This window comes from Rhodococcus spelaei, from assembly GCF_006704125.1.
GTDB classification, from domain to species: domain Bacteria; phylum Actinomycetota; class Actinomycetes; order Mycobacteriales; family Mycobacteriaceae; genus Rhodococcus_G; species Rhodococcus_G spelaei.
The window spans coordinates 164,630-188,566 of record NZ_VIGH01000005.1; the positions used below are offsets into that span (position 1 = coordinate 164,630).

19 protein-coding genes are annotated in these 23,937 nt (G+C 67.4%); 15 read left to right on the top strand and 4 right to left on the bottom strand.

What is annotated here, in order from left to right; translation table 11 throughout:
- Positions 1–2: 2 nt before the first annotated feature.
- The 9 genes from FK531_RS12920 to FK531_RS12960 all read left to right on the top strand — a co-directional run bounded on the left by FK531_RS12920 (position 3) and on the right by FK531_RS12960 (position 15,988).
- Positions 3–1,241, top strand: a complete 1,239-nt coding sequence (locus FK531_RS12920; protein WP_142100255.1) for an MCE family protein — start codon at positions 3–5, stop codon at positions 1,239–1,241.
- A gap of 59 nt (positions 1,242–1,300) precedes the next feature.
- Positions 1,301–2,593, top strand: a complete 1,293-nt coding sequence (locus tag FK531_RS12925) for an MCE family protein (protein ID WP_142099918.1) — start codon at positions 1,301–1,303, stop codon at positions 2,591–2,593.
- Positions 2,590–3,837 carry an MCE family protein gene (locus FK531_RS12930; protein ID WP_142099919.1) on the top strand — a complete coding sequence of 416 codons (1,248 nt, stop codon included), beginning with the start codon at positions 2,590–2,592 and terminating at the stop codon, positions 3,835–3,837. Before FK531_RS12925 ends, FK531_RS12930 begins: the two co-directional genes overlap by 4 nt.
- A 138-nt stretch (positions 3,838–3,975) precedes the next feature.
- The gene (locus FK531_RS12935) at positions 3,976–4,599 is read left to right on the top strand and encodes a hypothetical protein (protein ID WP_290367627.1); all 624 of its coding nucleotides are present in this window, start codon (positions 3,976–3,978) and stop codon (positions 4,597–4,599) included.
- Between the two features lie 47 nt (positions 4,600–4,646).
- Positions 4,647–5,528, top strand: a complete 882-nt coding sequence (locus tag FK531_RS12940) for a hypothetical protein (protein WP_142099921.1) — start codon at positions 4,647–4,649, stop codon at positions 5,526–5,528.
- A gap of 554 nt (positions 5,529–6,082) precedes the next feature.
- Complete coding sequence (gene rpoB, locus FK531_RS12945; protein ID WP_142099923.1) at positions 6,083–9,589, top strand: DNA-directed RNA polymerase subunit beta; 3,507 nt, start codon at positions 6,083–6,085, stop codon at positions 9,587–9,589.
- 123 nt (positions 9,590–9,712) lie between these two features.
- Positions 9,713–13,675 carry a DNA-directed RNA polymerase subunit beta' gene (locus FK531_RS12950; RefSeq protein WP_142099925.1) on the top strand — a complete coding sequence of 1,321 codons (3,963 nt, stop codon included), beginning with the start codon at positions 9,713–9,715 and terminating at the stop codon, positions 13,673–13,675.
- A 109-nt stretch (positions 13,676–13,784) separates the two neighbouring features.
- A complete protein-coding gene (locus FK531_RS12955; RefSeq protein WP_142099926.1) occupies positions 13,785–13,988 on the top strand; it encodes a hypothetical protein in 204 nt (67 codons plus the stop codon).
- 323 nt (positions 13,989–14,311) lie between these two features.
- Complete coding sequence (locus tag FK531_RS12960) at positions 14,312–15,988, top strand: 4Fe-4S binding protein (RefSeq protein WP_142099928.1); 1,677 nt, start codon at positions 14,312–14,314, stop codon at positions 15,986–15,988.
- Between the two features lie 19 nt (positions 15,989–16,007).
- Here FK531_RS12960 and FK531_RS12965 read toward each other — a convergent pair whose 3' ends face one another.
- The gene (locus tag FK531_RS12965) at positions 16,008–16,763 is read right to left on the bottom strand and encodes an acyl-[acyl-carrier-protein] thioesterase (RefSeq protein ID WP_142099930.1); all 756 of its coding nucleotides are present in this window, start codon (positions 16,761–16,763) and stop codon (positions 16,008–16,010) included.
- A 146-nt stretch (positions 16,764–16,909) separates the two neighbouring features.
- Between FK531_RS12965 and FK531_RS12970 the strand changes: the two genes are divergently transcribed.
- The gene (locus FK531_RS12970) at positions 16,910–17,875 is read left to right on the top strand and encodes an NADPH:quinone oxidoreductase family protein (RefSeq protein ID WP_142099932.1); all 966 of its coding nucleotides are present in this window, start codon (positions 16,910–16,912) and stop codon (positions 17,873–17,875) included.
- A gap of 100 nt (positions 17,876–17,975) precedes the next feature.
- Here the strand turns inward: FK531_RS12970 and FK531_RS12975 are convergent, their stop codons facing one another.
- On the bottom strand, positions 17,976–18,464 hold the full coding sequence (locus FK531_RS12975; protein ID WP_181762941.1) for a SixA phosphatase family protein: 489 nt from the start codon (positions 18,462–18,464) through the stop codon (positions 17,976–17,978).
- 205 nt (positions 18,465–18,669) lie between these two features.
- Here FK531_RS12975 and FK531_RS12980 point away from each other — a divergent pair, with 205 nt between their 5' ends.
- Together FK531_RS12980 and FK531_RS12985 are read left to right on the top strand one after the other, a co-directional pair.
- On the top strand, positions 18,670–19,086 hold the full coding sequence (locus FK531_RS12980; protein WP_142100261.1) for a MarR family winged helix-turn-helix transcriptional regulator: 417 nt from the start codon (positions 18,670–18,672) through the stop codon (positions 19,084–19,086).
- Positions 19,083–20,612: a DHA2 family efflux MFS transporter permease subunit gene (locus FK531_RS12985; protein ID WP_142099934.1), complete on the top strand. Its 1,530-nt coding sequence runs from the start codon at positions 19,083–19,085 to the stop codon at positions 20,610–20,612. Before FK531_RS12980 ends, FK531_RS12985 begins: the two co-directional genes overlap by 4 nt.
- 89 nt (positions 20,613–20,701) lie before the next feature.
- Here FK531_RS12985 and FK531_RS22380 read toward each other — a convergent pair whose 3' ends face one another.
- Complete coding sequence (locus FK531_RS22380) at positions 20,702–20,842, bottom strand: hypothetical protein (protein WP_220126948.1); 141 nt, start codon at positions 20,840–20,842, stop codon at positions 20,702–20,704.
- Positions 20,843–21,115: 273 nt separating this feature from the next.
- Here FK531_RS22380 and FK531_RS12990 point away from each other — a divergent pair, with 273 nt between their 5' ends.
- The 3 genes from FK531_RS12990 to FK531_RS13000 all read left to right on the top strand — a co-directional run bounded on the left by FK531_RS12990 (position 21,116) and on the right by FK531_RS13000 (position 23,212).
- Positions 21,116–22,222 (top strand): LLM class flavin-dependent oxidoreductase, encoded by a 1,107-nt coding sequence (locus tag FK531_RS12990; protein ID WP_142099936.1) that lies wholly within the window; start codon positions 21,116–21,118, stop codon positions 22,220–22,222.
- Entirely contained in the window at positions 22,209–22,685 is a 477-nt protein-coding gene (locus FK531_RS12995) for a MarR family winged helix-turn-helix transcriptional regulator (protein WP_142099938.1), read from the top strand. The genes FK531_RS12990 and FK531_RS12995 overlap by 14 nt, the downstream gene beginning before the upstream one ends.
- A gap of 200 nt (positions 22,686–22,885) precedes the next feature.
- Entirely contained in the window at positions 22,886–23,212 is a 327-nt protein-coding gene (locus FK531_RS13000; RefSeq protein ID WP_142099940.1) for a hypothetical protein, read from the top strand.
- Between the two features lie 11 nt (positions 23,213–23,223).
- On the opposite strand, the gene FK531_RS13005 is transcribed toward FK531_RS13000, so the two are convergent.
- Positions 23,224–23,826, bottom strand: coding sequence for a class I SAM-dependent methyltransferase (locus FK531_RS13005; protein ID WP_142099942.1), 603 nt, complete (start codon positions 23,824–23,826; stop codon positions 23,224–23,226).
- Between the last annotated feature and the right edge of the window lie 111 nt (positions 23,827–23,937).

The following is a 23,937-nucleotide window of genomic DNA, read 5'->3' on the forward strand; positions in this document are numbered from 1 at the left end:
AGATGATCACGACCGCACTGGTCGTGGTGGTTGCGCTGGTCCTGGCGTTCGGTGGCTGGTGGCTGCTCACCCGGGCCGGCACGACCAAGATCACCGCGTACTTCGACAAGTCGGTCGGTATCTACGCCGGCTCGGACGTGCGGGTACTCGGAGTCAAGGTCGGCTCGATCACCGACGTCGAGCCGCAGGGTGACCAGGTGAAGGTGCAGATGCGCGTCGACCGCGGCGTCGACATCCCGGCCGACGCCAAGGCCGCGCAGATCACGCCGTCGGTGGTCTCGGACCGGTACATCCAGCTCGCTCCCGCCTACAACGGCGGTGACGTGATGGCGTCCGGCGCGACGATCCCGCGCGAGCGCACCGCGACCCCGGTCGAGGTGGACCAGCTGTACTCGAGCATCGAGGGACTGTCCGAGGCGCTCGGTCCCAACGGCGCCAACAAGAACGGTGCGCTGTCGAATCTCGTCGACACCGCCTCGAAGAATCTCGACGGCAACGGTCAGGCCCTCGGTACCACCATCACCGAGCTGTCCAAGGCCGCGGCGACCCTCAACTACTACCGTGGAGACCTGTTCGACACGGTCAAGAACCTGCAGACATTCGTCAGCGCCCTCGCCGCGAACGACGCGCAGGTCCGCCAGTTCAACAGTCAGCTCGCGGATCTCAGCGGGTTCCTCTCGGGCGAGCGTCAGAACCTCGGCGCCGCGTTGAACCAGCTGTCGTTCGCACTCGGCGACGTGGCCAACTTCGTCCGCGACAACAAGGACCTGGTGGCCAGCAACGCCGAGGGTCTGGTCCAAGTGACGCAGACCCTCGCCGACAACCGTCAGGACCTGGTCGACTCGTTGACCACCCTGCCGCTCGCGATCAGCAATGTCGTCAACTCCTACGACGCCGAGTCCGGCACCCTCGCCTCGCGGGTGAACCTGCCCGAGACCCAGGACCCGTTCGGCACGCTGTGCAAGCTGATGGACCTGTCGAAGCTGATGCCGGGCGACCCGAAGTTCGACGCGCTCGGACGGCAGATGCGGCCGGTGCTCGACAACTGCAAGACGATCATGGACCAGGTCACCGCGGGCGTGAAGACGCCCACCCTGAACCTGCCGTTCGGCATCCTCAGTGGCGACAACCTGCAGCGGCCGTCCCAGCCGGGCACCGTGCCCGGCACCGTCTCACCGCGGCTGGGCAACTCCCAGGCGCCGGGTCTCAGCGATCAGAACATCCCCCGGAGTGGGCAGTGAAACGGGGGCGGGCAGTGACACAGGAGCGGGCAGTGAAGCCGGGGCGGGAAGGGACACGGGTGAAGCGCGCAATCGCTATCGGCTCCGGCGCCTGCGTGATCGCGCTGGTCGCCTCGGGGTGCGGTTCCCAGGGCATCTACAGCATCCCGCTGCCCGGCGGCGCGAAGATCGGTGACAACCCGATGCACCTGACGGTGCAGTTCGACGATGTGCTCGACCTGGTCCCGCAGTCCACCGTCAAGGTGGACGGCGTGCCGGTCGGCCGCGTCGAGAACGTCGGCGTGCCGAGCGACGGCTGGACCGCGAACGTGGACGTCGTGGTGGACTCCTCGGTCAACCTGCCCGCGAACGCACTCGCGAGTGTCCAGCAGACCAGCCTGCTCGGCGAGAAGTTCATCGAGCTCAAGGCTCCGGCGGCCAACCCCGACGCGGCGCGGCTGTCGGACGGGGCGACCATTCCGGTGGACCGGACTCGGCACGCCACCGACATCGAGCAGGTCCTCGGCGCGCTGTCGCTGCTGCTCAACGGCGGCGGCGTCGCCCAGCTGCAGCCGATCATCCACGAGCTGACGAATGTCTTCGACGGTCGCGAGCAGAAGGTGCGCGGCCTGCTCGATCAGGCCAACACACTCGTCGACGGATTGAACCAGCAACGCGACGACATCACCCGCGCGCTGGACGGACTCGACGCGCTCAGCGGCCGGGTGGTCGAGCAGACCGGGCAGATCGACAAGATCCTCGCGGAGATCCCGCCCGCGGTGCAGGTGCTGAACGAGCAGCGTCCGCAGTTCGTCCAGATGCTCGGCCAGCTCGACCGGCTGGGGCAGGTCGGTACCGACGTACTCACCAAGTCCAAGGACAACCTGATCGCGGACCTGCGGGCACTGCGCCCGACGTTGCAGGCGCTGGCCGACTCGGGCGACGACCTGGTCACCGTGCTGCCGCTGATCCCGACCTTCCCGTTCCCGGACGGAGCGGAGAAGGTCATCCACGGCAACTCGATGAACCTCTTCCTCTCGCTCGACATGCGGATCGGCCAGCAGCTCGACGCCCTAGGTGTCGGGCAGCCGGACCCGGTCTACATCGCGCCGCCGCCGGGTTACGGCGGCCACGTGCCGAAGGTGGATCCGTCCAACCCGTACTACAACGGCAACGGTCCGCGGCCCGGATGGCCGACGGTCTCGCTGCTGCCGCTGCCCCCGATCGTGCCGGCCCCCGCGCCGCCGCCGGGCGCGCCGGTGGCCCCGGGCACGGAGCCTGCCAAGGGTAAGACCGACGAAGCCAAGAAGGACGAGGCTCCGCAGAACCCGCTGAGCGGGCTCCTCGACAAGCTGGGGGTGGGTGGCCGATGAGGTCACGGTTGGTTCGCGTGCAGCTGGTCGCGTTCGTGCTCGTCGCGATCGTCGGGTTGGTGTACGTGGGCGGGAAGTACGTGCGCCTGGACAATCTGCTCGGCTTCGGCCAGTACACGGTCAAGGCCGACTTCCCGGACTCGGGCGGCATCTTCACCAATGCCGAGGTCACCTACCGCGGCGTTCCGGTCGGCACGGTCGGCGACCTGCACCTGACCAACGACGGGGTCGAGGTGGACCTCAAGCTCAAGTCCGGCGCTCCCAAGGTTCCGGCCACGGCCAAGGCGGTTGTCGCCAACCGGTCCGCGATCGGCGAGCAGTATGTCGATCTGCAGCCGACCAGCGACGAGGGCCCGTTCCTCGAGGACGGGTCGGTGATCACGAGGAAGAACACCGCCATCCCGGTGCCGGTGGAGGCGGTGCTCTCGAGCACCAACTCGCTGGTGCGGTCGGTGCCGCTGGAGGCGCTGAACACCACTGTCACCGAGCTGGGCAAGGCGTTCGACGGCAAGGGCGACGACCTGCAGAAGCTCGTCGACTCGGTCAACTCGTTCACGAAGACCGGCATCGAGAACCTGCCGCAGACGCTGAAGCTGATCCACGACAGCCGGACCGTGCTGGACACCCAGTCCGAGCAGTCGTCGTCGATCAAGCAGTTCAGCTCCGACCTGAACCTGATCTCGGCGCAGCTCAAGTCCAACGATCCGGACATTCGCCGGCTGATCGGTACGGGAACGGCTGCCAGCGACCAGGTCGGCTCGCTGATCGGCACTGCCGGCCCGGCGTTGACGACGGACCTGTCCAACCTGTCGCTGGTCACGCAGGCGCTCGGACCACGCAGCATCGCACTGAACATCCTGCTGACGTTCCTGCCCGCGCTGGCGGCGGGCGCGAGCACTGCCGCGCCCGGCGACGGGACGCTGCACCAGGGTCTGCTTCTCGAGATGAACCAGCCGCCGCCCTGCACACAGGGCTACGAGGGGACCTACGAGATCCTCGCCCAGATGAAGAAGGACAACCCGAACTTCGATCCGACCCGGGACGAGTTCCCGCTGAACACGAAGGCGAACTGCACCACGCCGCTGGGCAGCGTCACCGGCGTTCGGAGCGCGAACCGGGTTGTGTACGCGGACCCACAGACCCCGCAGCCGTGGGACAACAAGCCGAAGAAGGCGCCGGAGACGCTGAACCTCAATCCGATCGCGACTCAGCTCGCCACCCTGCTCGGGGTCACGCCCAAGTAGGTCGCAAACATATTCCGAGGCTGCGCCCGAGTCGGCGTCATCTTCCGAGGCTGCGCCCGAGTCGGCGTCATCTTCCGAGGCTGCGCCCGAGTCGGCGTTCACAGGGCCGAAGTTACTAGGTAGTAGGGTAGAAACGTGATGCGTAGCACGAAACTGCAGAAGGCCGCTCTGGCGGCGGTGAGCGTGCTCGCTGTCGTCGCACTCGGATTCGCCGTCTGGCTCGGCTACGGCTGGGGGCATGCGTTCTTCAGTGACAAGCCGGCGGCCGCCGCCCGCGACGATGCGCTGACGGGTGCGCGGCAGGCGGCGATCAACCTCAACACGGTCGATTCCGCGAACCTCGACAAGACCTTCGCAGACATGGAGTCGTCGATCACCGGCGACGACATGCTGAAGTCGCTCAGTGACACCAAGGGTCAGATGACCGAGCAGGTCAAGCAGACCGGCGCCAAGAGTGAGGCGCAGGTCGTCGACGCGGCACTCACCGAGTTCAGTCGGGACGAGGGCACGGCGACCTCGCTGGTCGTGCTGACCACCACCACGACGTGGCCCAACAAGCCCGCCAACAAGGTGAAGGTGACCATGCGCATCGGTCTGACCGATGTCGACGGCACCTGGAAGGCGTCGAAGGTCGAGAACGTCGGTGCACCGTTGGCCATGGATGCGGGCAGTGCCGCTCCCGCGCCGACCACCGAACCCGCACCGGCGCCTGCGCCAGCCCCCGAGGCGCCCGCGCCGGCAGCGAACTCGGGCGGACAGTAGCGGCACTCAGCCCTACGCCCGCCGAGGAATCCAAGGAGTATCGAACAGTGCCCCCAACTCGTCGCACCAGCAACACGCCGCCGCCCAAGGGGCGCCGTCCCAAGGTCGCCGGAACCGGGCCCGCAGGGAGCCGCAAGGCGGCCGCTGCACCCGTGGAGGAGGTCCGGGAGCCCGAGGTCGCCGCGACGCAGTCGCTCGATCCGGAGCCCGCAACCACGACGCCCGCGGTCGCCGCGACCGAGCCCACGCCCGAGGTCGAGGTCGAGATCCCGGCGGGCGCGTCAGTCGACACCCCGGATGCCGCGGAGGGTGCCGGTGCGGCGGCGGAGCCCGAGTTGCCGCGCAAGAAGATCAACCGCACCAGCGCGTTGCGCCCCCGGGGGGCGTCGGAGTCCGCAGGTGCCGCGGCCGAAGCGGCCACGGGACCCGGCGAGTCCGATCGAGGCGCCTGGAAGCCGGTCGTGGTGGTCGGTGCGGTGGCGGTCGTGCTGGGCGCCTTCGCGGTCGTCGCGGCGTTCGAGCCGGGTGCGGACGTGTCCAACCGGGCCTGGGTGGACACCTCGGCGACCTCGAAGGTCACCGCCGACGCGAAGCACGCCATCGAGACGCTCTACACCTACAAGTTCGACACGGTCGACCAGGACTTCGACAACGCCCGCGCGGTCCTCACGGACAACATGCGCACGGAGTTCGACAAGACCGCGAAGGTCACCCGGGATGCCGTCGTGCAGACGAAGACCGCGACAAGTGCGCAGGTCACGGACATCGGCGCCAAGTTGCTCTCCGACGACAAGGCGGAGTTGGTGGCCAGCATGAACGTCAGTGCGAGCAATGACGGTCAGGCGCAGGGGAGTGCCGAGGGCCCGCTGTCGGTGACCATGACGAAGGTCGGCGACACCTGGTTGCTCTCCGACATCCGGGACCGCTGACGGCCCGGTTGGGGCGTCGCTTCGGCGATCCGTCGGGCGAATCGCGGGACGAGGTCTTGACGCGGCGGGCGTGACGCGTCACTCTATTGGCGAGACATGCGAGTGATCGCGGGTCTGTGCGGGTTCGCGCCGGCGCAAATGGAGGCACTGCGCGCGAGTGACGGCATGGATGCACGAACCTCGCCAATGCCTGGCTGTATCGCCATGTGTGGCCCGCGTTGCGCCATTCGTGGTCGTCTCGCCGCCACTCGTGGTCCGTATTGCCATTCGTGGTCGTATTGCACAGTGCCTGGACGCCTGCTTCTCGGCAGGATCCGCTGGTCGTAGGCCGCGGATGTTGGCTTGCTGCCGCGCCCGGTTGTATTCTGCGCCGGTTTCCGGTACCTTTGGACGTTGCGCTGGCTGCCTCCTGTCCACCTCTCGACCTCACCGCGTGTGAAGCGATCGCTTCCTACGTCTGTTGACGAGTTTCGTTCGGGTTGTAACCAGCGAATTCGCCCCACAGAAGAAGCAGATACAGCGGCGGTCGCAACAGCACGAGCGGCCCGCGTGAGGTGCTGGAAGGACGCATCTTGGCAGTCTCTAGCCAGACCAAGGCAGTTGCCGGAATCCCCGGAGCCCCGAAGAGGGTCTCGTTCGCGAAAATTCGCGAGCCTCTCGAAGTCCCCGGGCTACTTGATCTACAGACCGATTCCTTCGAATGGTTGATCGGCTCGCCGGCATCTCGCGAGCGGGCCAAGGCCCGTGGCGACGAGGGTGCCACCGGCGGTCTGGAGGACATCCTCACCGAGCTGTCCCCGATCGAGGATTTCTCGGGCTCGATGTCCCTGTCCTTCTCGGACCCGCGCTTCGACGAGGTCAAGGCCTCGACTGACGAGTGCAAAGACAAGGACATGACGTACGCGGCCCCGCTGTTCGTCACGGCCGAGTTCATCAACAACAACACCGGCGAGATCAAGAGCCAGACGGTCTTCATGGGTGATTTCCCGATGATGACCGACAAGGGCACCTTCATCATCAACGGCACCGAGCGCGTCGTCGTTTCGCAGCTCGTGCGTTCGCCCGGCGTGTACTTCGACCACTCGGTCGACAAGGCCACCGAGAAGGACCTGCACAGCGTCAAGGTGATCCCGGGCCGCGGTGCGTGGCTCGAGTTCGACGTGGACAAGCGCGACACCGTCGGCGTCCGCATCGACCGCAAGCGTCGTCAGCCGGTCACCGTGCTGCTCAAGGCCCTCGGCTGGACCACCGAGCAGATCACCGAGCGTTTCGGCTTCTCGGAGATCCTCATGGCCACGCTGGAGAAGGACAACACCGCCGGCACCGACGAGGCGCTGCTCGACATCTACCGCAAGCTGCGCCCGGGCGAGCCGCCGACCAAGGAGTCCGCGCAGACCCTGCTGGAGAACCTGTTCTTCAAGGAGAAGCGCTACGACCTCGCTCGCGTGGGTCGTTACAAGATCAACAAGAAGCTCGGCCTGAACGCGGGCCAGCCGATCACGGCGTCGACCCTCACCGAGGAAGACATCGTCGCGACGATCGAGTACCTGGTGCGCCTGCACGGCGGTGACACCACGATGACCGCTCCCGGCGGCGTCGAGGTGCCGGTCGAGGTCGACGACATCGACCACTTCGGTAACCGTCGTCTCCGCACCGTGGGCGAGCTGATCCAGAACCAGATCCGGGTGGGCCTGTCCCGCATGGAGCGCGTCGTGCGCGAGCGGATGACGACTCAGGACGTCGAGGCGATCACGCCGCAGACCCTGATCAACATCCGTCCCGTCGTGGCCGCGATCAAGGAGTTCTTCGGAACCTCCCAGCTCTCGCAGTTCATGGACCAGAACAACCCGCTGTCGGGCCTGACCCACAAGCGTCGCCTGTCGGCGCTGGGCCCCGGTGGTCTGTCCCGTGAGCGTGCCGGCCTCGAGGTGCGCGACGTGCACCCGTCGCACTACGGCCGCATGTGCCCGATCGAGACCCCTGAGGGTCCGAACATCGGCCTGATCGGTTCGCTGTCGGTGTACGCCCGGGTCAACCCGTTCGGCTTCATCGAGACCCCGTACCGCAAGGTCGTCGACGGTCAGGTCACCGACCAGGTGGACTACCTGACCGCGGACGAGGAGGACCGGCACGTCGTCGCGCAGGCCAACTCGCCCGTCGACTCCGCCGGGCACTTCACCGACGAGCGGGTCCTGGTCCGCGTCAAGGGCGGCGAGGTCGAGTACGTCGCGTCCACCGCGGTCGACTACATGGACGTCTCGCCGCGACAGATGGTCTCCGTCGCGACCGCGATGATTCCGTTCCTCGAGCACGACGACGCCAACCGCGCACTGATGGGCGCGAACATGCAGCGTCAGGCCGTGCCGCTGGTCCGTTCCGAGGCGCCGTTGGTCGGCACCGGCATGGAACTGCGGGCCGCGGTCGACGCCGGCGACGTCGTCGTCACCGAGAAGACCGGTGTCGTCGAGGAGGTCTCGGCCGACTACGTCACCGTGATGGCGGATGACGGCAGCCGCAAGACGTACCGGATGCGCAAGTTCGCTCGCTCGAACCAGGGCACCTGTGCCAACCAGCGTCCGATCGTGGACGAGGGTCAGCGCGTCGAGGCCGGTCAGGTCCTCGCCGACGGTCCTTGCACCGAGGACGGCGAGATGGCCCTCGGCAAGAACCTGCTCGTGGCGATCATGCCGTGGGAAGGCCACAACTACGAGGACGCGATCATCCTGTCGCAGCGCCTCGTGGAGGAGGACGTGCTCACCTCGATCCACATCGAGGAGCACGAGATCGATGCCCGCGACACCAAGCTCGGTGCCGAGGAGATCACCCGGGACATCCCGAACGTCTCCGACGAGGTTCTCGCGGACCTGGACGAGCGTGGCATCATCCGGATCGGCGCGGAGGTTCGCGACGGCGACGTGCTGGTCGGCAAGGTCACCCCGAAGGGCGAGACGGAGCTGACCCCCGAGGAGCGCCTGCTGCGCGCCATCTTCGGTGAGAAGGCGCGCGAGGTGCGCGACACCTCGCTGAAGGTGCCGCACGGCGAGAACGGCAAGGTCATCGGCATCCGCGTGTTCTCGCGTGAGGATGACGACGACTTGCCCCCCGGCGTCAACGAGCTGGTCCGCGTCTACGTGGCCCAGAAGCGCAAGATCCAGGACGGCGACAAGCTCGCCGGCCGCCACGGCAACAAGGGCGTCATCGGCAAGATCCTCCCGCAGGAGGACATGCCGTTCCTGCCCGACGGCACCCCGGTCGACATCATCCTGAACACGCACGGCGTCCCGCGTCGTATGAACATCGGTCAGGTGCTCGAAACCCACCTCGGGTGGATCGGCAAGGCCGGCTGGAACGTGCAGATCGCGTCCGACGGGACCCGTCCCGACTGGGCGCAGAACCTGCCCGAGGAGATGCTCTCCGCTCCCGTCGACTCGAACATCGCCACCCCGGTGTTCGACGGCGCGAAGGAGGACGAGCTCACGGGTCTGCTCGCGTCGACTCTGCCGAACCGTGACGGCGACCGGATGGTCGGCGCGGACGGAAAGGCCACCCTGTTCGACGGCCGCTCCGGCGAGCCGTTCCCGTACCCGGTGTCGGTCGGCTACATGTACATCATCAAGCTGCACCACCTGGTCGACGACAAGATCCACGCCCGTTCGACCGGTCCGTACTCGATGATCACGCAGCAGCCGCTCGGCGGTAAGGCCCAGTTCGGTGGCCAGCGCTTCGGTGAGATGGAGTGCTGGGCGATGCAGGCCTACGGTGCGGCGTACACGCTGCAGGAGCTGCTGACCATCAAGTCGGACGACGTGGTCGGTCGCGTGAAGGTGTACGAGGCGATCGTCAAGGGCGAGAACATCCCCGAGCCCGGCATCCCCGAGTCGTTCAAGGTGCTCCTCAAGGAGCTCCAGTCGCTCTGCCTCAACGTGGAGGTGCTGTCCTCGGACGGCGCGGCCATCGAGATGCGCGACGGCGACGACGAGGACCTCGAGCGTGCGGCGGCGAACCTGGGCATCAACCTGTCCAGGAACGAAGCGGCGACCGTGGACGACCTCGCGAACTAGGTGTTTGGTCCCCGGGCCACGTCGAAAGATGTGGCCCGGGGGCGTAGCCCACATTTGAATTTGGCAGACAGGTAGGCGCCCGCGAGGGCGCAAACCATAATCCCTCTGGGGAAAGGAAGTTACGTGCTCGACGTCAACTTCTTCGATGAACTCCGCATCGGCCTGGCCACCGCTGAGGACATCCGTCAGTGGTCGTTCGGCGAGGTCAAGAAGCCGGAGACCATCAACTACCGCACGCTCAAGCCCGAGAAGGACGGCCTCTTCTGCGAGAAGATCTTCGGCCCCACCCGGGACTGGGAGTGCTACTGCGGTAAGTACAAGCGCGTCCGCTTCAAGGGCATCATCTGTGAGCGCTGCGGCGTCGAGGTGACCCGGGCGAAGGTGCGTCGCGAGCGCATGGGCCACATCGAGCTCGCCGCTCCCGTCACCCACATCTGGTACTTCAAGGGTGTGCCGAGCCGGCTCGGCTACCTGCTGGACCTGGCGCCGAAGGATCTCGAGAAGATCATCTACTTCGCCGCCTACGTCATCGTCGGTGTCGACGACGAGCTCCGCCACAACGAGCTGTCCACCCTCGAGGCGGAGATGGAGGTCGAGAAGAAGTCGGTCGCCGATCAGCGTGACGCCGACCTCGAGGCCCGCGCCCAGAAGCTCGAGGCCGACATCGCCGAGCTCGAGGCCGAGGGCGCCAAGTCCGACGTCCGCCGCAAGGTCAAGGACGGCGGCGAGCGCGAGATGCGTCAGCTCCGTGACCGCGCCCAGCGTGAGCTGGACCGGCTCGAGGAGATCTGGACCACCTTCACCAAGCTGGCAGTCAAGCAGCTCATCGTCGACGAGGGTCTGTACCGCGAGCTGGTCGACCGCTACGGCGAGTACTTCACCGGCGCCATGGGTGCGGAGTCCATCCAGAAGTTGATGGAGGTCTTCGACATCGATGCGGAGGCCGAGAACCTGCGGGAGACCATCCGTAGCGGCAAGGGCCAGAAGAAGCTGCGCGCTCTCAAGCGCCTCAAGGTCGTCGCGGCGTTCCAGTCCACCGGCAACTCGCCGATGGGCATGGTCCTCAACGCCGTTCCGGTGATCCCGCCGGAGCTGCGCCCGATGGTCCAGCTCGACGGTGGCCGGTTCGCCACCTCCGACCTGAACGACCTGTACCGCCGCGTGATCAACCGCAACAACCGCCTCAAGCGACTGATCGACCTCGGCGCCCCCGAGATCATCGTCAACAACGAGAAGCGGATGCTGCAGGAGTCCGTGGACGCGTTGTTCGACAACGGTCGTCGTGGCCGGCCGGTCACCGGTCCGGGCAACCGCCCGCTGAAGTCCCTGAGCGACCTGCTCAAGGGCAAGCAGGGTCGTTTCCGTCAGAACCTGCTCGGCAAGCGCGTCGACTACTCGGGCCGTTCGGTCATCGTCGTCGGCCCGCAGCTCAAGCTGCACCAGTGCGGTCTGCCGAAGCTGATGGCGCTCGAGCTGTTCAAGCCGTTCGTGATGAAGCGACTGGTCGACCTGAACCACGCGCAGAACATCAAGTCGGCCAAGCGGATGGTCGAGCGTCAGCGTGCCCAGGTGTGGGACGTCCTGGAAGAGGTCATCGCCGAGCACCCGGTGCTGCTCAACCGTGCACCCACGCTGCACCGCCTCGGCATCCAGGCCTTCGAGCCGCAGCTCGTCGAGGGCAAGGCCATCCAGCTGCACCCGCTGGTGTGTGAGGCGTTCAACGCCGACTTCGACGGTGACCAGATGGCCGTGCACCTGCCGCTGTCCGCGGAGGCGCAGGCCGAGGCCCGCATCCTGATGCTGTCCTCGAACAACATCCTCTCGCCCGCGTCGGGTCGTCCGCTGGCCATGCCGCGTCTGGACATGGTGACCGGTCTGTACCACCTGACCCGTCTGGACGAGGGCGCCGAGGGTGAGCTCGTCGCGGCGTCGAAGGACCACGCCGAGACCGGCGTGTACTCCTCGCCCGCCGAGGCCATCATGGCCGTCGACCGTGGCGCGCTCGCGGTGCAGGCGAAGATCAAGGTCCGCCTGACCACGCAGCGTCCGTCGCGTGAGATCGAGGACGAGCTGTTCCCCGAGGGCGGCTGGAACTACGGCGACAGCTGGATTGCCGAGACCACCCTTGGTCGCGTGCTGTTCAACGAGCTGCTCCCCGCGGACTACCCGTTCGTGAACGAGCAGATGCCGAAGAAGCGTCAGGCGACGATCATCAACGATCTCGCCGAGCGTTACCCGATGATCGTGGTCGCGCAGACGGTCGACAAGCTCAAGGACGCCGGCTTCTACTGGGCCACGCGTTCGGGTGTCACCGTCTCGATCTCGGACGTCCTGGTGCCGCCGGAGAAGACTCAGATCGTGGAGTCCTTCGAGGCGCAGGCCGACCAGATCGAGAAGAAGTACCAGCGCGGTGCCCTCAACCATGCCGAGCGCAACAGTGCTCTGGTGAAGATCTGGTCCGAGGCCACCGACGAGGTCGGCAAGGCCATGGAGGCGCACTTCCCCGACGACAACCCGATCCCGATGATCGTGAAGTCCGGCGCCGCCGGCAACATGACTCAGGTTCGCTCGCTCGCCGGTATGAAGGGCCTGGTGACCAACCCGAAGGGTGAGTTCATCCCGCGTCCGATCAAGTCTTCCTTCAAGGAAGGCCTGACCGTTCTCGAGTACTTCATCAACACGCACGGTGCCCGTAAGGGCCTGGCCGACACCGCGCTTCGTACCGCCGACTCGGGTTACCTGACCCGTCGTCTGGTGGACGTCTCGCAGGACGTCATCGTGCGCGAGACGGACTGTGGCACCGAGCGCGGCATCGTCACGACCATCGCGGAGAAGCTGGCCGACGGCACGATGATCCGGGACGCGCACGTGGAGACCTCCACGTACGCCCGCACGCTGGCCGCGGACGCGGTCGACGAGAACGGCAACGTGATCGTCGAGCGCAGCGCGGACCTGGGTGATCCGGCGATCGACGCGCTGCTCGCGGCGGGCATCACCGAGGTGAAGGTGCGCTCCGTGCTCACCTGCACCACCGGTACCGGTGTCTGTGCCACCTGCTACGGCCGCTCCATGGCGACCGGCAAGCTCGTCGACATCGGCGAGGCGGTCGGCATTGTCGCCGCCCAGTCGATCGGTGAGCCGGGTACCCAGCTGACCATGCGTACCTTCCACCAGGGTGGTGCGGCCGGCGCGGCTGACATCACCGGTGGTCTGCCGCGTGTCCAGGAGCTGTTCGAGGCCCGCGTCCCCAAGGGCAAGGCCCCGATCGCCGACGTCACCGGACGGGTGCAGCTCGAGGACGGCGACCGCTTCTACAAGATCACCATCGTCCCGGACGACGGCGGCGAAGAGGTCGTGTACGACAAGCTGTCGAAGCGTCAGCGCCTGCGCGTGTTCAAGCACGACGACGGCTCCGAGCGTCTGCTCTCCGACGGTGACCACGTCGAGGTCGGCCAGCAGCTCATGGAGGGTGCTGCCGATCCGCACGAGGTGCTGCGTGTGATGGGCCCGCGCCAGGTGCAGATCCACCTGGTCAACGAGGTCCAGGAGGTGTACCGGAGCCAGGGTGTGTCGATCCACGACAAGCACATCGAGGTGATCGTGCGCCAGATGCTGCGCCGCGTGACGATCATCGACTCGGGCGCCACCGAGTTCCTGCCCGGTTCGCTCACCGAGCGGGCCGAGTTTGAGGCGTCCAACCGTCGCGTCGTCGCCGAGGGTGGTGAGCCCGCAGCCGGTCGTCCGGTGCTCATGGGTATCACCAAGGCCTCGCTGGCGACCGACTCGTGGCTGTCGGCGGCGTCCTTCCAGGAGACCACTCGCGTGCTGACCGATGCGGCGATCAACTGCCGCTCGGACAAGCTGATCGGTCTCAAGGAGAACGTGATCATCGGCAAGCTGATCCCGGCCGGCACCGGCATCAACCGGTACCGGAACATCCAGGTTCAGCCGACCGAGGAGGCGCGCGCCGCGGCGTACGCCGTGCCGTCCTACGACGACCAGTACTACAGCCCGGAAGGCTTCGGCCAGGGCACCGGTGCTGCGGTTCCGCTGGACGACTACGGGTTCAGCACCGACTACCGCTGACCCGTCTGTTCGACGAAACGGCCCCCGCCCCCATCAATGGGTGCGGGGGTCGTTTCGCGTCTACTGTGGGAACAAACCGGACATCGGTTTCGCGAGCACGGAGGACGCCATGGCAGGCAAGGGAATCGACAAGGTGAAGACGCAGGCCGCGCTCGAGACGGTCCGGGAGAGCCCGGCCATCGCGTTGATGGTGGCCACCCCTGGCATCGTGCTGTTCGGTCTCGGCTGGTGGCTGCTCGGGTTCTGGCCCACTCTGCTGATCGCCGTGATCCTCGGCGTGGTCGTCGTTGCAGGACGGAAGTTCCTCGGCTGACGGTCGGTACTCAGCGCTCGCAGTCGAGGGCCGCGAGCTGCGCCTCCGGGTAGCGCGCGCCGGCGATCACGGCTTCGTGCCGGCGCCTGCCGGCGAGGTCCGATCCGATCAGCGTCGTGATCCCGGACGCGTCCCAGTCGTTGCTGGTGTACGCCCCGCGGCCGGGCGCCGAGGGCCCGCGAGAAGCTCGAGTTGCTGCGCGTGATCGGTACCCGGACGCTGAGCTGAGCGGAACGGTCCGACTATCGTTCGACCTCTGTGACTTTGCTCGCACGACCCAGGTATTGTTGCGAGAACAGGTTCTAGTTCGGAGGAGACCGACAGTGGCGTTCGTGATCACCCAGCCTTGTTGCAACGATGCCAGCTGCACCGAGGTGTGCCCGGTGGACTGCATCCATCCGACACCGGATGAGCGGGCCTTCAAGTCCACCGAAATGCTGTACATCGACCCGGAGACCTGCATCGACTGCGGGCTCTGCGTCGACGCGTGCCCGGTGGAGGCGATCTTCCGCGACGACGACCTGCCCGAAGCGATGGCGCGCTACTCGAAGATCAACGCCGACTACTTCGAGGGCGTCGAGCTCGAGGACTTCGAACCCGCGCCGTCGCTGAAGTTCCCGAAGACCGACCAGGATCCGTTCCGCGTCGCGATCGTGGGGTCGGGCCCGTCCGGGTTCTACGCGGCTCGCGAACTGCTGGCGTTCAAGCGGTCCGGCATCGAGGTCGACATGTTCGACCGGCTGCCCACCCCGTGGGGCCTGGTGCGTGCCGGCGTCGCCCCCGACCACCCGGAGACGAAGGCCGTCACCGACCTGTTCGCCGAGGTCTCCCGCCGGCCGGGGTTCCGACTGCACCTCAACGTGGAGGTCGGCAAGCACATCACCCACGAGGACCTGCTCGCACACCACCATGCGGTCATCTACGCGGTCGGCGCGCCCAGCGACCGACACCTCGGCATCCCGGGCGAGGAGCTGCCCGGCAGCCTGGCCGCCACCGAGTTCGTCGCCTGGTACAACGGCCACCCGGACTACGCGGACCACTCCTTCGACCTGACCGGTTCGCGGGCGGTGATCGTCGGCAACGGCAACGTGGCGCTCGACGTCGCGCGACTGCTGGTCGTCGACCCGGACGTCCTGGCGAAGACGGACATGGCCGAGCACGCCGTCGAGGCATTGCGCTCGAGTGCGATCGAGGAGGTCGTCCTGCTCGGTCGCCGCGGCCCGGCGCAGGCCGCGTTCACCTGCCCCGAACTGCTCGCGCTCGGCCGGCTGCCCGACGTCGACATAATCGTCGACCCCGCGGAACTCGAGCTGGACGAGGTCAGCGCGGCCGAGGTCGGGGCCAACCCCGCGAAGCGGCTCAAGCTCGAGATCCTCCGTGAGTACGCGGCCCGCCCGTCGGCGGGTCACCGCAAGCGGATCGTGTTGCGGTTCCTGGTCTCCCCGGTGGAGGTGCAGGGCGCGGACCACGTCACCGGCCTGCTGGTCGCGCGCAACGAGATGGTCGCGGGCGAGGACGGCGCGCTGCGTGCCCGCAGCACCGAGCAGACCGAACTGCTCGAGACCGGGCTGGTCCTGCGGTCGGTCGGGTATCGCGGCGTGCCGGTCGCGGACCTGCCGTTCGACGAACAGCGGGGCACGATCTCCAACATCGGCGGCCGCGTCACCGAGGTCGGCACCGACGTCCCGGTGCCGGGTACCTACACCGCGGGCTGGATCAAGCGCGGCCCCTCCGGCGTGATCGGCACGAACCGCCAGTGCGCGCACGACACCATCGCGCTGATCCTCGAGGATCTGGCCGCGGACCGGTTGAACCCGCCGAAGGGCGACCGCGAAGCGCTCACGACGTTGCTGGCCGATCGGGCGCCCGAGGAACTGGACTGGGCAGGCTGGAAACTGATCGACGCGCGCGAACGCGAGCTGGGCAAGGCCGCGGGACGGCCCCGGGTCAAGATGCTCGACATCGTCGAAATGGTGTCGCTGGGGCGCTCGAAGAGCTGACCGTGCCCGGTCTCGGGCGTCAGTAGTGAACGCCCGAGACCCGCGCCACGGCCCGGACGGCGTCGTCGACCAGGAACCACAGGATCACCGACCGCTCGTCGTCGCGGCGTCGAATGGTCAGGTGCTCGCCGGCCCTGATCGGCGCGCGGTACTCGATGACCACCCGATGCGGTTGCTCCAGCAGGTCGCTCCGCCCGACCAGGTGCTCTTCGACGGCGTGCAGGTACGCGGCGTTGTTGACGTGCTGCAGGGGGTCGATGTCGGTCGCCCGCAGCGGGAACGCGGTGTCGGTGCCGTCCGGTTCGGGGGCCGGATCGCCGAGCCAGGGCCGCCACTTGAGCCGGTGCTCGTCGGTGCTGCGCGCCAGCAATTCCATTGTCTGGTCGCTGATCCGGGTCGGCATCCCGGTGTCGGGATTGATGTTGATCCAGAACCCCTCGGTCTCGATCAGCGCGCCCTTGTCGCTGGTGAACCGGACCCGCATCGACGACCACCTGGTCGACAGGGCCGAGCACCAGCGGTGCAGGTGTACCCGATCCGGCCACAGGGCGGGCCGGACCACGTCGATCACCGAGCGACGCACGATCCACACGGGGTCGCTGTCGGCCAGTTCGGCGGCGTCGAGGTTGTCGGACGCGATGTCCTGCAGGTAGCGGGCGATCCCGTCCAGCCGCAACCGGTTGTCAGGGTCGACGTCGCCGGTGCGCACCGGTCGCGAGACCGAGAACCCGAATCCGTCACCCGGAGGCGCGGCGAGCGGCTGATCGAAGTCCACGACAGGAGTCCTCTCGACAGGTGGGGGCCGATCACGTCGGCGATCCGCACACTATCGCCGAAATCGAACGGCGGCGACTAGCGTCGGTGACATGGCGACTAGCGTCGGCGACACGGCGCGTGCGCGACGGGTGATGGAGGTGTCTGGTGCAGGCAGTGGTGGTGTCGGAGTTGACCGGTCCGGCCGGGATGGTGGTGCGGGAGATTCCCGAACCCGACTGTGACGGCAAGGTTCTCGTCGACGTGAAGGCCGCGGGTGTGTGCTTTCCGGACCTGCTGATCAGCTACGGCAAGTACCAACTGCGACCCGAACCGCCGTTCGTGCCAGGCGCCGAGATCGCGGGTGTCGTGATCTCCGCGCCGGAGGGCAGTGGCCTGGAGCCGGGCGACCGGGTGCTCGCGATGTCGGATCTCGGCGGCTACGCGGAGCGGGTGGCGATTCCCGCTTCGCGGGTCATGCGGATCCCCGAGCAACTCGATTTCGAGCAGGCGGCCTCGCTGATCATCAACTACCAGACGATGGAGTTCGCGCTCGCTCGTCGCGCCGGACTGGTCGCGGGGGAGACGGTCGTCGTGCTTGGTGCGGCAGGCGGTGTCGGCACGGCGGCGATCCAGCTGGCCAAGGCGCACGGGGCGCGGGTGATCGCGGTGGTGCGCCGCTCGGGCGCCGCCGACTTCCTGCGCGAGCTCGGCGCGGACGAGGTCGTGGCGCTGGACGAGAACTGGTCCGCGCGGATAGGTGAGCTCACCGGCAACGTCGGCGCGCAGATCGTGGTGGATCCGGTCGGCGGGGATGCCTTCGACGACGCGGTGCGCGTACTCGCGCCCGAGGGTCGGCTGGTGGTCATCGGGTTCGCGGGCGGCGCGATCCCGTCGGTGAAGGTGAACCGGGTGCTCTTCCGGAACATCAGCATCGTCGGCGCTGCCTGGGGGGAGTTCCTTCGCTCGAACCCGGAAGCGATGACGCAGACCCACGAGGCCCTCACCGAGCTGGTAGCCGAGGGCCTGCGACCGCTCGTCAAGGCGCGCTACCCGCTGGCCGACGCCGCGCGGGCCCTCACCGATCTCGAGTCGGGCCTGGTGTTGGGCAAGGCGGTGCTGGTCCGCGACTGACACACCAGCGTGGATTCGACTGGCCCAGTCAGCACGGAATCGACTGGCCCAGTCAGCACGGATTCGACTGGCCCAGTCAGCACGGATTCGACTGGCCCAGTCAGCGCGGCACGTGGAAGTTCGTGAGTGCGGCGCGGGTCGAGAGGATTCGCGACCAGCTGCCGGTCACCGACAGGGTGGCGATCGCCGAGGTGGGAAAGCGCTTTGCGATCCGGTCGGCCGTCGCGCCGCTCGGGTCCAGCGCGACGGCGGCGTCGGGGATGCCGGGTTCGTGGCCGATCACCAGCAGGGTGTGAACACCGTCGTCGGTCCGGGCGATCTCGTGCAGGACACCCGCCGCGTTCGTCCCGTACAGGGACTCTTCGTATCGGGCGGGTGCCTCGATGCCGGTGGCGTCGAGAGTCAGTCGGGTCCGGGTGGCGGTAGAACACAGGACGGCGTCGACCGGCGGTTGCGTGCGTCGGATCCAGTCGCCGGCGAGTCCGGCCTCGCGTTCGCCGCGGGGAGCGAGGGGGCGGTCGTGGTCGGCGATGCCCGGCGGATAGGCAGACTTGCCGTGCCGCATCAAGATCAGGATCCGAGGCGCCATGCTCCCGACAGTAGCGAGCGGCTGTTGCGCGAAGCTCGGGGCCTCGCGGAAACTCGTTTGCCTTCCGGCAGACCGCATGGTCGGATTGGTGGGCAATGAGACGGCGTTCACATTAATTACGATTGAGCAATAGTTGCACCACCGCTACTATTGCGCGGTGGTTGCTTCCCCGGATGATCTCTACGGTGCTCTCGACGAGTTCCTGATGCGACTGTTGGGGATGGAGGAGTGCGGGGCCATGGACACCTTGGTGGCGATGGATCTCTCGTTCTCCCAGGTGCGCGCCCTGTTCGTGCTCGCGCAGTTCGGCGAGCCGGTGGCGATCCACGAGGTGGCCGGGCCGCTGGGCCTCTCGGTCGCGGCAGCGGGGCGCAATGTGGACCAGTTGGTGCACCAGGACCTGGTGGTCCGTCGGGAAGACCCGAAGGACCGGCGCATCAAACGAATTTCCCTGTCGGAGGCGGGTCGTATCCTCGTCGCCGGCTACATCGAGACCAAGCGGGGCGAGCTGCGGACCTTCGCGGCCAGGCTGCCGGATTCGGACCGCACGCAGCTGTTCGAATCACTGAAATCCATTCTCGCGGGCGACGCCCTGCGAGCCCACTGTCAGGAGAACACATGACGACGCCGACACCGGGAGCACCAGCTGCCTCGGACAAGCTCGACGGCGCAGTTCTGAAGATCGCCAGCGTGGTGGTGCTCGGCGCCATCATGTCGATCCTCGACGTGACGGTCGTGAGCGTGGCGCTGCCGACCTTCATGGCCGAATTCGACACGACGTACGCCACCGTCGCGTGGACGATGACCGCCTACACGCTCGCGCTGGCGACCGTGATTCCCGTGACGGGCTGGGCAGCGGACCGGTTCGGCACCAAGCGCCTCTACATGTCCGCACTGGTGCTGTTCGTGGCTGGTTCGGTGCTGTGCAGCATGGCCTGGGACATCCAGTCGCTGATCGGCTTCCGGGTGCTGCAGGGTCTCGGCGGCGGCATGCTCATGCCGCTGGGCATGACGATCATGACCCGCGCCGCCGGCCCGCATCGGGTCGGTCGCGTCATGGCGGTGCTCGGCATCCCGATGCTTCTCGGTCCGATCTGCGGTCCGATCCTCGGTGGCTGGCTGATCGAGGCGGCGAGCTGGCACTGGATCTTCCTGATCAACCTGCCGATCGGCATCATCGCCCTGACCGCCGCGTTCATGCTGCTGCCGCAGGACAAGCCGAGTCCGTCCGAATCTTTCGACTTCCTCGGCATGCTGCTGCTCTCGCCCGGTCTGGCGCTGTTCCTCTTCGGTGTCTCCTCCATCCCGGAGACCGGCACTGTTGCCTCGGCCCGGGTGCTCGTCTCGGCGGGTATCGGCCTCGTGCTGATCATTGCCTTCGTCTTCCATGCGCTGCGCAAGGACCACCCGCTGATCGACCTGCGACTGTTCAAGAACCGCAACCTGACGATCGCCGTGACGACGTCGAGTCTGTTCGTCGTCGCGTTCATGGGTGCGGGTCTACTGTTCCCGAGCTACTTCCTGCAGGTGCGCGGGGAGACCACACTGGCGGCAGGTCTGCTGCTGGCGCCGCAGGGCATCGGTGCCATGTTGACGATGCCGATCGCGGGCAACCTTGTCGACAAGATCGGGCCCGGCAAGATCGTCATGTTCGGCGTTGCATTGATCGCGATCGGCATGGGTGTGTTCACCCAGGTCGGTGCGGAGACCTCGTACGTGCTGCTGCTCGGCTCGCTGTTCGTCATGGGTCTCGGTATGGGCTGCACGATGATGCCGATCATGACCGCCGCCATGCAGACGCTCACCGACCACACGGTGGCCCGCGGCTCGACGTTGATGAACATCGTCCAGCAGGTGGCGGGCTCCATCGGTACCGCGACCATGTCGGTCGTGCTGACCAACCAGATGCTCGATCGCGGGCTGGACAACATGAAGATCATGTCCCAGCACGTGCCCGAGGTCGTCGCCGCGGAGCCGCCCGGAACCTCGGATTCGATCCTGTCCGCGGCCGCCGATGCCTTCGGCAACACCTTCATGGTGGCGCTGGTGCTGCTGCTGCTGACGCTGATTCCGGCATTCCTGCTGCCGCGGCGCAAGCCGGTCGCGCCTGCCGAGGGCGAGTCCGCGGCGCCGATGATGATGCACTGAGCCGCTCACGATGACGATGGCCCGCACTCCCACGGGGAGTGCGGGCCATCGTCGTTCGTGCCGGCGGCTCACGCCGGCGCCACGACCTGTCAGAAGTGGAAGCCGCCGGTGCCGCCGCCGTTTGCGCCGCCGCCGAAGTTGCCGCCGAAGTTGCCGCCGAACGGGCCGCCGCTGAACTGCGCGCCGAACAACGAGGAGAACAGGGAAGAGAAGGCGGTCGAGAAGGACATGAGCGCTCCTGTGTGTCGCGTTGGTGACTGAGGACGCCGGGCGGCGTCGAGAGTCATTGGAACCCGCGGCGTCCCGGCCGCGCGGAGAAGCAGTCGCAGATTAGGGGCCGATGGGGGGATTCCGGAGAGCCGCGTCGTCTTCCCCTACCCCCTCGTTTTCACCGCCCTGCATGGCTTCGATTTGCCGGCGGTTGCCGACCTCTTGAGTGTCGGGGAATGCCGGGATCTGCACTGCGGTTGGATTCATGCAAACGCATGAATAGGAGACGGCACATGCAGTTCGGAATCTTCACCGTCGGGGACGTCACGGTCGACCCCACCACGGGTTCGGTGCCTACCGAGCACGAACGGATCAAGGCGATGACCACCATCGCCAAGCATGCCGAAGACGTCGGCCTCGACGTGTTCGCGACCGGCGAGCACCACAACCCGCCGTTCGTGCCGTCCTCGCCGACCACCATGCTCGGCTACATCGCCGCGCAGACGAGCACCTTGATCCTGTCCACCTCGACCACCCTGATCACCACCAACGACCCGGTGAAGATCGCGGAGGACTACGCGATGCTGCAGCACCTCGCCGACGGGCGGGTGGACCTGATCATGGGTCGCGGAAACACCGCACCGGTGTATCCGTGGTTCGGCCAGGACATCCGGCAGGGAATCCCGCTGGCACTGGAGAACTACCAGTTGCTGCGTCGCCTGTGGGACGAGGACGTCGTCAACTGGCAAGGTCGGTTCCGCACGCCACTCGAGGACTTCACGTCCACTCCGCGACCGCTCGACGGGATTCCGCCGTTCGTCTGGCACGGCTCCATCCGCAGCCCCGAGATCGCCGAGATCGCGGCCTTCCACGGCGACGGCTTCTTCGCGAACAACATCTTCTGGCCCAAGGAGCACTACATCGCGCTGATCAACCTCTACCGCGAGCGCTACGAGCATTACGGCCACGGCCGGGCGGACCAGGCGATCGTCGGACTCGGGGGGCAGGCGTTCATGCGGAAGAACTCGCAGGACGCGGTGGACGAGTTCCGCCCGTACTTCGACAACGCGCCGGTCTACGGGCACGGCCCGTCGCTCGAGGATTTCACCGAGCAGACCCCGCTCACGGTCGGCTCGCCGGCTCAGGTGGTCGAGAAGACCCTCGAGTTCGCCGACCACTTCGGCGACTACCAGCGCCAGCTGTTCCTGATGGACCACGCCGGACTACCGCTGAAGACGGTGCTCGAGCAGCTCGACCTGCTCGGCGGCGAGGTGGTCCCGGTGCTGCGCCGCGAGTTCGCCGCTCGGAGGCCGGCGGGGGTTCCCGAGAACCCGCCGACGCACGCGAGCCGGCTCGCGGATCCGACCCAGGTCGACGGTGCGGCCGATGCCGCCCGCTGAGCGGGGCGGCGTGGGACCGCGCAGCACCACCGCGCTCGCGACCGGGGCCTGGGAGTCTCTCTTTCGTGCTCAGGTCACGCTGATGCGCAGGTTCGACGCCGAGGACGCCTGGGATCCGCTGGGCCGCCGCGAGTACGACGTGCTGTTCACTCTCAGTCGTTGCCCCGACGGACGCCTGCGGCTCCGCGACCTGAACCGCGAGATCCTGCTGGCCCAGCCGTCGCTGAGTCGGATGGTCGAGCGGCTGGAGACCGCCGGTCTGGTGCGTCGCGAGGCCGACCCGCAGGACCGGCGGGGCACGGTTGTCGCTCTGACCGAGGCGGGCGGGCAGATTCAGCGCGGGATCGGGCGCCGGCACGCCGCGCAGATCCGCCGACTGGTCGGGACCGCCCTTGACCGCGAGGAACTCGAGACCCTCGAACGGCTCTGCGACAAGCTGCGGTCGGCGCAGAAGGAGGACTAGGGCCGTGCTGCTGTAACAGTTCGGGCTGGATCGGGATGTCCAAGGTGGAGGATTCTTCGGCGGCAATCGCTCCGGGTGTCGGCTACGAATCACTGATGGTGCCACGACTCGTCACGGTCCTTCGGGCGTGGCTCCGCAAAGGTGTCGGACTGCGGCGATACCGTCTAACGACGAAGACCGGACAGGGAAGAAGGCGCATCATGGCGACCGAACCCGAGTGTGACTGGCACTTCTACGCGGTGGTCGGCACCACCGTCCAGGGCGGGCACACCCTGGCTCGATTCGGTCCGCAACCCACTGCGATGGACGCGCTGCGCCTCGCGGTCCAATCGGTGAATCACACGGCCTACTCGCTGCTCGAGCAGGGCGTGCGCGGGGACGCCTGCGCCGAACCCGGACTGCTCGAGCGGCTGCCGATCACCGACTTCACCATCGAGCGCAGGGGCCGCGCCTCGCAGGTGCCCGACGAGAACTGGGGGCTGTCCGGAGGCAGGCACCATCGGCGCGCGCACCGCCACGCCGCTTGAGTTGCTGCCAGTCATCTGCGCGTCAGATGGAACCAGCGCGGGTTCGAATTGCGCAGTGGCCGGGGCATCCCCGCAGTATCGGCGGGGTCGTCGGCGTCGAGGGTCCAGTCCGGGAATGTGCGTTCCAGTTCGGCACGCGCCACCCCGCGCGGCAGTGGCCGGCGATGACCTGGGCCGAACGCGAACATCAGTAGTGACGCGCCGGGGTCGGTGACGGCAGAGATCTCGCGCGCGTAGTCGTGGCGCTGGGAAGCGGTCAGGCCGTGGAAGCAGCCGACGTCGAGCACGAAGCGGAAGCCGGAACCGGCCGCGGGGCCGAGGGTGGTCACGTCACCGACCAGGAACGATACGTCCACCCCCTCGGCCGCCGCCTTGGTCTTCGCCCGATGGACGGCCGTGGCGACCCCGTCGACCCCGGTGACCTGCCAGCCGCGACCTGCAAGCTCGATCGAATGGTCGCCGGTGCCGCAGCCGACGTCGAGGGCCCTGCCCGGTGCGCCGCCGCCGGTCTCCTCGTGGTCGAGGTAGGTCCCGAGTTGGGCGCGGAACCCTGGCCGCGCTCGTTCCCAGGGCGTGATGCCGAGACGGTAGGCCAGTGCGTATCCGAGGTTCATCGCTGCCTCACCGGCGCGTGACGACGCACCGTTGTCGAGGGCCGTTGTGCATTTCAGTGTGCGCGTGGCGAGATGGGAGTGTCCAGGACGCTCCGCACGCGTAGTGTCCAA